This is a genomic window from Flavobacterium sp. (assembly GCF_028712645.1).
Lineage (GTDB): Bacteria > Bacteroidota > Bacteroidia > Flavobacteriales > Flavobacteriaceae > Flavobacterium.
The window spans coordinates 1-12,492 of record NZ_JAQTPQ010000093.1; the positions used below are offsets into that span (position 1 = coordinate 1).

Annotated in this window: 8 protein-coding genes and 1 pseudogene; 3 read left to right on the forward strand and 6 right to left on the reverse strand. The window is 32.9% G+C overall.

Features of this window, described 5'->3' with window-relative positions:
- Window positions 1-458: 458 nt before the first annotated feature.
- The 6 genes from PHC28_RS08730 to PHC28_RS08755 form a co-directional block, all read right to left on the reverse strand.
- On the reverse strand, window positions 459-2,213 hold the full coding sequence (locus PHC28_RS08730; protein ID WP_300098830.1) for a glycosidase: 1,755 nt from the start codon (window positions 2,211-2,213) through the stop codon (window positions 459-461).
- 146 nt (window positions 2,214-2,359) lie between these two features.
- Window positions 2,360-3,787 (reverse strand): L-serine ammonia-lyase, encoded by a 1,428-nt coding sequence (locus PHC28_RS08735; protein ID WP_300098832.1) that lies wholly within the window; start codon window positions 3,785-3,787, stop codon window positions 2,360-2,362.
- A gap of 176 nt (window positions 3,788-3,963) precedes the next feature.
- Window positions 3,964-5,514: a SulP family inorganic anion transporter gene (locus PHC28_RS08740; RefSeq protein ID WP_300098835.1), complete on the reverse strand. Its 1,551-nt coding sequence runs from the start codon at window positions 5,512-5,514 to the stop codon at window positions 3,964-3,966.
- 149 nt (window positions 5,515-5,663) lie between these two features.
- A complete protein-coding gene (locus tag PHC28_RS08745; protein WP_300098838.1) occupies window positions 5,664-6,476 on the reverse strand; it encodes an NIPSNAP family protein in 813 nt (270 codons plus the stop codon).
- A gap of 590 nt (window positions 6,477-7,066) precedes the next feature.
- Complete coding sequence (locus PHC28_RS08750) at window positions 7,067-7,468, reverse strand: hypothetical protein (RefSeq protein ID WP_300098841.1); 402 nt, start codon at window positions 7,466-7,468, stop codon at window positions 7,067-7,069.
- A gap of 113 nt (window positions 7,469-7,581) precedes the next feature.
- Entirely contained in the window at window positions 7,582-8,604 is a 1,023-nt protein-coding gene (locus PHC28_RS08755; protein ID WP_300098844.1) for a hypothetical protein, read from the reverse strand.
- A gap of 481 nt (window positions 8,605-9,085) precedes the next feature.
- Between PHC28_RS08755 and dnaK the strand changes: the two genes are divergently transcribed.
- From dnaK to PHC28_RS08770, 3 genes and pseudogenes are all read left to right on the forward strand, one after another.
- Window positions 9,086-10,972 (forward strand): molecular chaperone DnaK, encoded by a 1,887-nt coding sequence (gene dnaK, locus PHC28_RS08760; protein ID WP_300098847.1) that lies wholly within the window; start codon window positions 9,086-9,088, stop codon window positions 10,970-10,972.
- A 193-nt stretch (window positions 10,973-11,165) separates the two neighbouring features.
- Window positions 11,166-12,059, forward strand: coding sequence for an alpha/beta hydrolase-fold protein (locus PHC28_RS08765; RefSeq protein WP_300098850.1), 894 nt, complete (start codon window positions 11,166-11,168; stop codon window positions 12,057-12,059).
- Window positions 12,060-12,209: 150 nt separating this feature from the next.
- Window positions 12,210-12,492 (forward strand): annotated as a pseudogene (locus PHC28_RS08770) (magnesium and cobalt transport protein CorA); the annotation flags it as partial.

Sequence of the window (12,492 nt, forward strand, 5' to 3'; positions counted from 1 at the left end):
TGCTTAAAAATTGGTCTCTTTCTGACACAAGAGCATTTGGATTAGATAAAAGTGATGTCGAAATTGAAGAGATTCCTTTTATATATCAACCTATAGTGAAATTAGAATTGGAGAGGAAGTAGATTTTTTTATTAAAAATGTTAACTTAAAATAAAAAATTTATTTTACAATCCTTCATAGTAATGACTTTTATCAAGCCATCCTGAAAAGCTTTTGAGATTATTGTTTGTAAACTGATCGATTATATCACTATTTTAATAATAAGTAGCGAGAAAGATATAATGTCGCAATTATTAAAAAGAGTTTTTGCCACAGATTAGAAGGATTAAAAAGATTTTTAAGCTAATTAACAAATTAATCTGTGCTAATCTGTGACCCGAGTGATAATGAACAGGCGAAGCAAATCTGTGGCAAAGGAATTCATTAAAATACGACATTAAATTTTAGCTATTACTTATTTAATACAATAATCTTTTTTCTTCCCCTAACTCTGAATATTGGATTGAAAAATGGAGTGTTCTAAGATTGGCTATTAGGTGTGCAAATTCGCCTTCATTTGTCCAAAGTATGTTAATTTCCTCTTCGATAGTTTCGTCAAAAGTGACAGTTCCAAGAAAAGCATTTGAGGTATTTCTTAATCGAATGATGTCTAATTGTTTTGTAACGACTTCTTTTTTCAGACCTTCTTCTATAGCTGTTAAGCTTAATGTGGTTCTGTTTATTTCTTTGTGGCCATCTTTTCCGGCTATAGCAACAGCATCGTGGTCATTTGCTCCTGCGAAAATATCTAAATACCATATTTGAGGAATTCCAGGCATAAACATTTGAATCGCTCTCGCTAACAACAGCTTTTGTTCGTTTTCTCCTAAGGCACTAAAATAGGTTGCATTGACTTGATAGTATGATATTTTTTTACCATCAGCTCCATAAAGGTTTTTTACTTGTCCACCACGTTCGATAATAAGATCCATCATTTCTATGATTTCCTCATCTTTCAAAAGCCCTTTTTGGTACACACCATTTACTTCTTTACCCTTTAAATCCAAAATTGGAATTCCATCGTGGCAACCTAACATATTTACAGTTTTGAATCCTTTTGCAATAATTTCTTTTGCCCAAGTCATTAGTGCTTTATTCGTCCCTTTTTCGATAGCGTGAATAGTTAAACCTGGAAGAAAAAAATCATAAATAGCATAACCTTCATTAGCCACTTCATCATGCAGGTGCAATCCGAACTCTGCATGAATTTCAGGTAACAAGACTAAATTATTATTTTTTGCAATCTGATTTATTCGCTCTAAATAATTCCAAGTTCCTGGTTTGTTAAAAAAGTTTGTTTCGCCAATCTCTTTATGTAAATAAGCAAAGGCATCTAATCTTAAAATTTGACAACCATAACTTGCTACTTTGGCTAACACTTCTTCGTAAAATTCCCATACTAATGGCGATTTTGCGTTAACATCCATTTGCCCAAGATAATTACGATTGCTATTTACAATCTTTAGAACTTCCTCTTTGTATTCTGAATAATCTCCAAAATCAATGGTTTGTAGCTCCTGATTTTCATCAATTGCTTTGTTTATTATTTCACAAATCGATTGTGCATTTTCTGGGCTTAAATTTGCTATCAATTTTAAATCGTTTACTGAAATTTTTTGATAGGTAACTTTTTGATAAAAAGTATTCCAATATGGTTTTTCTGTTCCATCAGGAAATAGAATTTTTAAAATAGGAAGACCCGATTTCCGCATAAAGAGCTTGTCTAAGAATTCTTTATTTGGTACAATAATTCCATCTTCTCCTAATTGACCATTTCCTTGCCAGAATTCATTCCAATCGATAAAAAAATCTTTGAATTTTGATTGGTTACCATTTTTTATTAAATCTTTGAATTGGGGCGAGGCAACTGATAAGTGATTTAAAACGATGTCAAATTTTAATTGAATATTTAATTCATTGAAAGTCGCTATATCTTTCTTTGAAACTAACTCTTCATTGATGTCATAATTTATAATAGAAAAACCTCTATCCAAGTCACTGTTGAAAAAAGTTGGCAAAACATAAAAAAGTGAAAATGTATTTTTAAACTGAGCCATTTTCAGCATACTAACAATATCATTCAGATTTGTTCCAATGCTGTCTGGATAAGCATTTAACATTACTCCGTTGCTACTATTTGGCATACTTTTTTTATTATTGTTTAATGCTGTCATTTCTTAACTATTAAAAATTATGGATTTTTTTATTGGTACCAAATATACTAAACAATCTAAAAATAAAGCACAAAATAACAATAGTGGAAAAACAAATAGTGTTGATTGAAATTTTGTATTTTAGAAGTTTGATTTAGAATGAGGATTTAACAATCTGCCATATTTACGGCTATTGCCAAACCACCTTCAGAAGTTTCTTTGTATTTGTTGTTCATATCTTTAGCGGTTTGCCACATCGTGTCAATCACTTTATCCAAAGGAACTTTGGCGTTTTTTGGGTCAGTTTCCAAAGCTAATTCGGCAGCATTTATTGCTTTTATTGCTCCCATAGTATTTCTTTCGATACACGGAATTTGGACTAATCCGCCTACGGGATCACAAGTCAATCCCAAATGATGTTCCATAGCAATTTCGGCAGCCATTAAAACTTGTGCTGGAGTTCCGCCCATTAATTCGCATAATGCGGCGGCGGCCATTGCAGATGAAACCCCAATTTCTGCCTGACAACCACCCATTGCTGCTGAAATGGTAGAGCCTTTTTTGAAAATACTTCCTATTTCGCTAGCAACCATTAGGAATTGCTTGATTTCTTTTTCACCAGCATTATGGTTTTCTATAACTAAATAATACATTAAAACTGCAGGAATTACACCAGCACTTCCGTTGGTTGGAGCAGTAACCACACGGCCTAATGCAGCATTTACTTCATTGACAGCAAGGGCAAAACAACTTACCCATTTCAGGATTTGTCGAAATTTAACTTCAGTTAATCGAATTTGTTCGAGCCAAGTTTGTGGTGAATCATAATTAGATAAACCAATAAGGTGTTGGTGCATATCAAAAGCTCTTCGATGAACATTTAAACCACCAGGAAGAATGCCTTCGGAATGGCAACCCATATACATACATTCGAGCATTGTGTTCCAAATGCGCATTAATTCGTGATGAATTTCAGCTTCGGGACGCATTGATTTTTCATTTTCAAATACAATTTCCGAAATAGATTTGTTTTTTTGAATGGTATAATTTAATAATTCATTTGCGTTTTGAATCGGAAAAGGGAAAGCACATTTTATCTGGATTTTCTTTTTGGCATTGTCACGTTCTTCTTTTACCACGAATCCTCCACCGATGGAGTAGAAGGTCGAATTATATTCCGTAGTGTCAAGTAAACTAGCGGTAAATGTTAATCCATTAGCGTGAAATGGGAGGAAATTTTTATTAAAAATTATATCCTCTTCAGGGAAAAAAGGAACTATTATTTCATTTCCAAAATGGATATATTTTTTCTCTTTTATTTCTTTTATTATTTTATCAATATTTTCTACTGGAATATACTCAGGATCTTGTCCTGATAATCCTAACATTATGGCTAAATCAGTGGCGTGACCTTTTCCGGTTAAGGAAAGTGAACCGTATAAATCAACTTTAATATAATCTACAAGTTCAAACTTATTATTAGTTCGAAGTTCTTCAAGAAAACGTTCGGCTGCTCGCCAAGGGCCAAGAGTGTGTGAACTCGAAGGTCCAATTCCAATTTTCAGCATATCAAAAACCGAGATGCATTCTTCCATAATAGTAGATTTTGTAGAACAAATATAGAAGAATGGATGTGTAAAAAGAAGTTTTTAGCTTTTGAATTTGCGAATTTGATAAAATCCCTCAAAATTCATATAATAGTTTCAATTGCTTAGGTTTTTTTTGAAGCTTTTTGAAAATATAAAAATAGAAAAGGCATTCTATTTTTAAATTAATGCACGGCAATTACATTGACTTTTTCAATTTTAATTAAATCAAGTTCAATATGTCTATTGTGAGCTTTGCTATGAAATTCGCTTATGATTTCTAAAATATCATAGTCCACAAAGTTGCAATCACTTCCATCGATGGTTAGAATGCTGTATTCAGGAACTTCATCCAATACTTTTTTTAGTTTCACTTTGTTTAAAAAAGTTACGTTGCTATTGAGTTTTATATATTGGGTTTCAATTCCAAGTTTTTGAGATTTGGTAATTTTAAATTCATCCTTGAAGTTATTTAAAACAATATAATAGATAGAAATTAAAAGTCCTATAGTTACTCCAACAAGTAAATCAGTCAAAAGAATAACGACAATCGTAATCAAAAAAGGAATATATTGTTTGCGTCCAAGGCTTAGCATATTGCGATACAATTTGGGTTTTGTCAAATTGTATCCCGTAATAATTAGAATCGCTGCGAGGGAGGCATAAGGAATTTGGTTGAGTAAAAAGGGAACGAGTAAAACGGCAAGCAACAAAAACAATCCGTGTGTAAAAGCCGAAAGTTTAGTTCTTGCACCAGCATCAACATTTGCTGCACCCCTTACAACAACTGCGGTTATTGGAATCGCACCAAGAAGCCCACAAGTTATGTTTCCAATTCCTTGAGCTATCAATTCCCGATTTACGGGAGTAATTCGGTTGCGTCTGTCTAACTTATCAACGGCTTCGATACAAAGTAAAGTTTCTAAGGTTGCAAGAATTCCTATTAAGAGTCCGCCTTTCCAGATTTCGAATGTGGAAAAAAGTTTTGACAAGTCAGGGAAAGAAATATCTTCAAAAATATTCGAAGATATGCTTACTAATTGAGTTTGTTTTAGGGAAAAATCGGATGTGGCATTTGTAAAAAGAATATTGGCAATTACCGAAATAAAGACTACTAATAAAGGAGCGGGAACAACTTTGAATTTTTTGGCAAATGGTTGTTGGAGAATTACCAGAATCGTCAACGAAATTAGTGTAATCAGTATTGCTCCACGAGTTATATGATGGTTAAAATGATTGAAATTGCCAAGAAAATTTTCTGATGAAAATAGTTTTAGAAAACCACTTGTCCAAAAATCGGGTTGGTCATAACCTAAAGCCAAAGGGATTTGTTTTGAAATCAGGATTATTCCTATCGCTGCCAGCATTCCTTTAATAACAGACGAGGGAAAATAATTTGCTATGGCTCCTAATTTTAACAATCCAAGTACTAATTGAAAAAAGCCTGCAACAATTACTGTTAGAAGAAATATTCTATAATCGCCAAGCGAAATAATCGAAGCGGCAACAATAGTTGTTAGTCCCGCAGCAGGACCAGAAACTGCAAGTTGTGAACCGCTAATTAGTGAAACCATCAATCCACCAATAATTCCTGATAATAATCCAGCATAAAGTGGAGCACCAGAAGCCAAAGCAATCCCTAAACAAAGAGGTAACGATACCAGAAAAACATAAAGTCCTGCTGGTAAATCGTGTTTAAACCAAATAATTCGGTAATATTTTATGGTGCGTTTCATTGAAATAAAAACTTACTTTCAAAGATAAGTTTTTTATTATAGTATTAATTTATTTTATGGGATTCTATAAAATATTTTTTGGAAGAACTTTTCTTGTCCAAGTTTTAATACGTTTGATTTTGCCTACTTTTGAATTGTATAAATAATCACTAATAATCAGAGTATTCTGTTGGATATAAAAAATATTTATCTATATGCGAAATATTATTTTTATATTTTTCCATAGCAATTAATGCCTTCCATTCAGGAGAATCAGAAAAGGCTTTCCAGTGTGCATCTCGACTTTCCAGATTGTCGTAAGTTGTCATATACATAAGATTCGGCATTTTTGGACCTGAAATTACTTCTCCATAAAATACAGCATTACACTCAAGACGGTTAAAAAGCTTGATTTCGCCTCCGGCATTAAACATATCAACTTTGTTTCTATAATAAGCTTCAGTTGCAGATTCATAACTTCTTAACTCATAAACTCTATTAGCTCTTGGATCGTTTAATTTTGAAGGAATTAAAACTGGATGATCTGAAAACGCTTTTAATAAAATGGATTCAATACGATTGAAAGTGGGTTGGGTGTACAAAGTATTTAAATAATCAGCACCTACAGCTAAATACGTTTTGTCCTTAGCCAGTTTTTCATCAATACTTAAAAATTGTGCCATTGACGAAAAAGGAATTAATACTATAATTTTTTTTATAGAATCATTTTCATCTTTTATGGGTTTGAATACACCAATTGACTTAATTCCTATTTTTTTTAAACCTGGAATATAAGCTTCTTTCAAGTATTTATCTGTAGTTTCAACTTGTTGATCTGTTTTTAAAATATAGGTTTTGATCTGATAAAATTCGCGCTCAAATTTAGCAGATTTTGAAGGAATATTTAAATCGGAATAAGCTTTTGTAAAGCTACTAATGGTTAAAACCAAAACTAATAAAGAAAGGAGACGAATAATTTTCATTTTTATACTATTTAAGTTCAACAACTTGAAGTTTTTTTTGTTAAATATAATACTTTCTTTATAACGTGGTATGTTTTTAAGGTTTTTAAAAAATCCATAGACTCAACAAGACTTATTTTTAACTTCGTACAACTAGTTCGAGTTTAAGGAACACATCGGGAATCGGGAATCGTTAGCGCAGTTTTGCAAACTGTGCCCATTCCAATTGGCAACTAAAACATATTCAATAAAATTACTTTTAAATCATTATCTAAGTCCACATAATTTCTGGTGGAACTTTTTAATTCTTATCGGTTGCTCTCGTTTGTGGGCCACAGTTTGCAAAACTGCGCTAACGTTCGAGAGGAAATTTAGATATATCTAGGACGTCGGGGTCGGGACGTTCGAGAGGAAACTTAGTACATATCTAGAATGTCGGGTTATAATGGTTGGTTGAGGTAGTTAATTTAGTATAAGGCTCCGCAAAGTCTCCGACTTTGAGGTAGTGATTTTCGGTTTCCAACCGACTTTAATTTGGGGTTTAATTTTAAGTCAGTCACAGACTGATGAACGCATCCTCAAAGTCGGAGACTTTGCGGAGCGGTGGGTAATTATTTTAATTCAGGAAGTTCGACACCTAAATTAGTGGCTTTAGCTCTTAAATCAATAAATTCTTTTTTGGAAAGTGTCGAAATGTGCTTTCTAATATGATAGCACTTTCCATTTGATAAATCGATTTTTAAATTTGAATCTATCCAATGTGCGTGCGGATTAGATGGAAAATTGTCTGCATCGTTTTTGTGAATGATGAATACTTTACCCTTGTTTTTAATTTTAACTTTTGTTTCTAATTCCTCAATATCATTAGGTATTTTAAAATCAAAAGTTATTTCATTTCTTATTTGATTAAAATCATAATTATTAATTACATTATCGATTTCAACTTCTGAGATAGGATGGTCATAAAACTCTAAAGATAACTTTAAAGCAAACTTATCTAAATACGAAGCCATAAGAATCTTTATTAGATCAGAGAACGCATCCTCAAAGTCGGAGACTTTGCGGAGCGGAACTTCTTATAAAAATCACACGTTTTTCAAAGAACACTTGGTAGCGGTGCAGGAACTTATTTTTTAGATGTTGCTTTGATTTGAGTGTACACTTGCTTCCAATTTATACTTTCAAAGTAATAGTTTTTGGAAAAGTTTTTTTCAACTTTTTCTAGAAACAATTCAATCCATTCGTAATAATCCCAACCACCAGATGAGAACATTGATGCAAATTTAAATTGAACTTCAATTTTGATTGATATATGGTGAGTTGAAGTTTCTTGAAAACTTTTATAACCTAAATAGAGTCTTTCAAACCCACGAGGTAAGACACTGCCAAATCCTTCATATTCTACTCCAATACTTATTTTAAATCTTTTAGTGTCAATTAGGATTCCATTGTCAAGTTTGGAAAGTTTACTCTTTCTTGGTAAAATAAAATCGAAGTATTTAAAAAGTTCTCCACTTTCACCATAGCTTAATACTACTTTGCCAGGTGATTTATCTTTTTTATGCGAAATAAATGATGCTCTTTGATCCATAGGTTTTGAGAACATTTCTAAAAATCTATTTGAAAGAAGTATATCTGGAATATCTTTTCTAGAGAACTCTTTTAATTGTTTTTTGTCGAGACCGTGGATATTGAAATAGTCTGTAAGATGAGTAGATAATTCATCAATTAAATAATATTCAGTTGCTTCAATTATAAGAGAATTTCGGTCTTTTCTAGAATCATTTTCCCAAATATGTAACAATGCTTTATTTTCTGTAAATGCAGAAGTAAAATTTTGATTCAATTCCTCAGAATAGTCATATCCGTCGCATTCTATAGGCATTCCAGTAGCTTCTTCAAAAATTATAAAGCCTTTGAACTCCTTCCTAATTTTTGTTTTTCTAGAAATTTTTAGAATAAAGTATAATGAAGATAATAATAATGACAAGATGCCTACAAATAAAAGAATACAATCCTTATTAGGGAAATGAAGAATGTTAAATAGAGCAGAAGTCAATAAATTGATTCCAAATGAAATTAAAATTGCAACTAAAAATAATTCAATTACGTTTGCTCTATCATCTAAAAAGTTTCGAATAAACTTCATTTTTTGGTTTTTTAAGATTTAGTTTTTGATTCTTGCACACAACTCGTTCATAAGCGAAACAAACTTTCGTATATGCACCCTTATTCGTATAGATTGGCGAAGGTTTGTTTCGTTTTATTATTCTTCAAATATATTCATTTTTTCTTACAAATTGTATCATTTAAACACAGAAGGTTTCTAAATGAAATAATGTTTTTAATATTCAGAATGCCCTAGCCCAGATGGAAACGGCATCCTCTTGTGGCGTCCCGATAGCTATCGGGAGCCACAAGAGATAAGTGTACAGCTGGAAATAGCTCCTAGTTTGCCACGTCGTTCCTCCTCGCAATGACAAATTAAAATGTCATCTTGTCATACTATTCCCCGCCAATTTTAACATAAACTGACAATTGCCGGGATTATTTTGTCTTGGCACAAAGATTGACTATTGCAACTCGAGATGTTAAAAAAAGTATTCAATAAAAATTAAATATAAATAAAAATGGGTAAAATAATCGGAATTGATTTAGGTACGACAAACTCTTGTGTTTCTGTAATGGAAGGTAATGAAGCAGTTGTTATTCCTAACGCAGAGGGAAAAAGAACAACGCCATCTATCATCGCTTTTGTAGAAGGTGGAGAAATTAAAGTAGGGGATCCTGCTAAGAGACAAGCAGTAACTAATCCAACTAAGACTATTGCTTCTATCAAACGTTTTATGGGTCATTCTTTTTCTGAAGTTTCAGCTGAAGCAAAAAGGGTTTCTTACAAAGTAGTAAAAGGCGACAACAATACACCACGTGTAGATATTGATGGTCGTTTGTATTCTGCGCAAGAATTGTCAGCTATGACACTTCAAAAAATGAAAAAAACTGCTGAAGACTATTTAGGTCAAACAGTAACTGAAGCAGTTATTACTGTTCCTGCTTACTTTAATGATGCACAACGTCAAGCTACTAAAGAAGCTGGTGAAATTGCAGGTCTTAAAGTAATGCGTATTATCAACGAGCCTACTGCTGCTGCTTTGGCTTATGGTTTAGATAAAAAAGGAACTGATCAAAAAATTGCTGTTTACGATTTGGGTGGAGGTACATTTGATATTTCTGTCCTTGAATTAGGAGACGGAGTTTTCGAAGTATTATCTACAAATGGTGATACCCACCTTGGTGGTGATGATTTTGACCACGAAATTATTGACTGGTTGGCTAACGAATTTTTAGCTGAAGAAGGTATTGACTTGCGTCTTGACCCAATGTCATTGCAACGTTTAAAAGAAGCTGCTGAGAAAGCTAAAATTGAATTGTCTTCTTCTGCTGAAACTGAAATCAACTTACCTTATGTAACTGCTACAGCTTCAGGACCAAAACACTTAGTAAAAAAATTAACTAGAGCTAAATTTGAACAATTAACTGACGCATTAGTAAAACGTTCTATGGCACCAGTTGCTAAAGCGTTGAAAGATGCAGGTTTATCTGTTTCTGATATTGACGAAGTTATTCTTGTAGGAGGTTCTACTCGTATGCCAAGAATCGCTGACGAAGTAGAAAAATTCTTTGGTAAAAAAGCGTCTAAAGGAGTAAATCCTGATGAGGTTGTTGCGATTGGAGCAGCTATTCAAGGTGGAGTTCTTTCTGGAGATGTAAAAGATGTATTGTTACTTGACGTAACACCTCTTTCTTTAGGTATCGAAACTATGGGTGGAGTTATGACTACATTGATTGAGTCTAACACTACTATCCCAACTAAAAAATCGCAAGTATTCTCTACTGCTGCAGATTCTCAACCAACTGTTGAAATCCACGTATTGCAAGGAGCTAGAGCAATGGCTGCTGATAATAAAACAATTGGTCGTTTCCACTTAGATGGTATTCCACCAGCACCAAGAGGTGTTCCTCAAATTGAAGTAACTTTTGATATTGATGCAAATGGTATCATCAAAGTATCTGCAACTGACAAAGGAACTGGAAAATCTCACGATATTCGTATCGAAGCTTCTTCTGGATTGACTGCGGATGAAATCGAAAGAATGAAAAAAGATGCTGAAGCTAACGCGGATGCTGACAAAGCTGCAAGAGAAAGAGCCGAAAAATTGAACGAAGCTGACGGAATGATCTTCCAAACTGAGTCTCAATTGAAAGAATTGGGCGATAAATTAACTGACGAAAACAAAGTTGCCGTAGAATATGCCTTGACTGAATTGAGAATGGCACACCAATCTCAAGACATTCCAGCTATTCAAACAGCTTTGGATAACATCAACGCAGCTTGGAAAAAAGCAACTGAAGCAATGTATGCTCAAGGAGAACAAGCTCAAGGTGGTGCTGAACCACAAGCTGAGCAAGCTCAAGGAGACAATGTTGAAGACGTTGAATTCGAAGAAGTAAAATAATTGCTGTAGAGACGCACTGCTGTGCGTCTTTACAATTTTATATAAAACCGTTCCAAGTATTAAAAACTGGGACGGTTTTTTTATTCCATATAATTTCATTTTAAAAGTTTTTCGTAATATTACTTCAAAAATGATTTACCTACTGGAAACTTTGATGTTATAAAGGGATCAAAAAAAATTAAGAAGATTCAAAATGAAAAAAATTATAATAGCAATATGTTTATTTTCTGCATTGATGGTTAATGCTCAACCTGAAAATCTTAGGAAATATCCCGATTTCAAATCTAAGTTTGTTGATTCAAGAAACGTTGAAATCTGGCTTCCACCAAGTTATGAAACTACTCCAAACAAGAAATATCCAGTCTTGTATATGCACGATGGTCAAGTGCTTTTTGAACGTGGACGCGGATTTTCTGGTGAAGAATGGGAAGTGGATGAGATGATGACAAAACTGATTAAAGAAGGCAAAATACGAGAAGCTATTGTTGTTGGAATTTGGAATACTTCCAAACGGTTTAGGGAATATCAGCCCAATAAGCCTTTTGAAAATTTAAAAGAGGGAGATAAAAAGTTGAGAGAAAGTCTTGATGAAGAATTTAATGGAGGCCCTTTGGCAGACGAATACTTAAAATTTATAGTCGAAGAATTAAAACCTTTTGTAGATGCCAATTTTAGAACTTTGATTGATAAAAAAAATACATTTATGATGGGATCGAGTATGGGCGGATTGATTACCATTTATGCAAAAGCCCAATATCCAGAAGTTTTTGGAAGTGTTGCTTGTCTTTCGACCCATTTTCCGGTAAGTTTAAAACAGAACAATCCTGAAATTCCATCCTTGATTATTGACTACTTGAAATCTAGTTTGCCTAAATCCAAAAATAATAGAATTTATTTTGATTATGGCACTGAAACCTTAGATTCTTGGTACAATCCTTATCAAAAACAAATGGATGAGGTGATGAAATTGAAAGGATATATTCTGGGAAAAAATTGGGAAACCAGAAAGTTTGAAGGGGCGGAACATTCAGAAGTTTCTTGGAGAAAAAGATTAGATATTCCGTTATTGTTTTTGCTTGAAAAATAAAGTCATTGATGTTTATGATACTAAATTTTAGAAAAATGTCCAGTTTACCCAAAAAACCGGACATTTTTTTTGATTATATTGTTAACAAATGATAAATGTCACTATTCTTTATGATAGATTTCCATAATTTTACACCATCGAAAAATTCGAATGAGAAAGATAAAATATAAGAACGGCAGAAAGCTTCAAGTTAATAATCTTGAATATACTGGGATTCATAAAAAGACAGATTCTGAAATGCAATTGTTTGTTTATGATGATTCAGATTTGTCTGAATATGAAAATTTTAATGCTTCAGATTTAGAAAAAAATGTCAATACACAAAAGATAAATTGGCTGAATATTCACGGTTTAAACGACATCGATTTGCTGAAAGAAGTAGCTAATTACTTTGAAATAGATAATTTTTTGCTTGCCGATGTTTTGAATACTT

Excerpts from the sequence above, each read along its gene's own strand:
- PHC28_RS08730 (WP_300098830.1), bottom strand. The coding sequence starts at position 2,213 with ATGACAGCATTAAACAATAATAAAAAAAGTATGCCAAATAGTAGCAAC.
- PHC28_RS08735 (WP_300098832.1), bottom strand. The coding sequence starts at position 3,787 with ATGGAAGAATGCATCTCGGTTTTTGATATGCTGAAAATTGGAATTGGA.
- PHC28_RS08740 (WP_300098835.1), bottom strand. The coding sequence starts at position 5,514 with ATGAAACGCACCATAAAATATTACCGAATTATTTGGTTTAAACACGAT.
- PHC28_RS08745 (WP_300098838.1), bottom strand. The coding sequence starts at position 6,476 with ATGAAAATTATTCGTCTCCTTTCTTTATTAGTTTTGGTTTTAACCATT.
- PHC28_RS08750 (WP_300098841.1), bottom strand. The coding sequence starts at position 7,468 with ATGGCTTCGTATTTAGATAAGTTTGCTTTAAAGTTATCTTTAGAGTTT.
- PHC28_RS08755 (WP_300098844.1), bottom strand. The coding sequence starts at position 8,604 with ATGAAGTTTATTCGAAACTTTTTAGATGATAGAGCAAACGTAATTGAA.
- dnaK (WP_300098847.1), top strand. The coding sequence starts at position 9,086 with ATGGGTAAAATAATCGGAATTGATTTAGGTACGACAAACTCTTGTGTT.
- PHC28_RS08765 (WP_300098850.1), top strand. The coding sequence starts at position 11,166 with ATGAAAAAAATTATAATAGCAATATGTTTATTTTCTGCATTGATGGTT.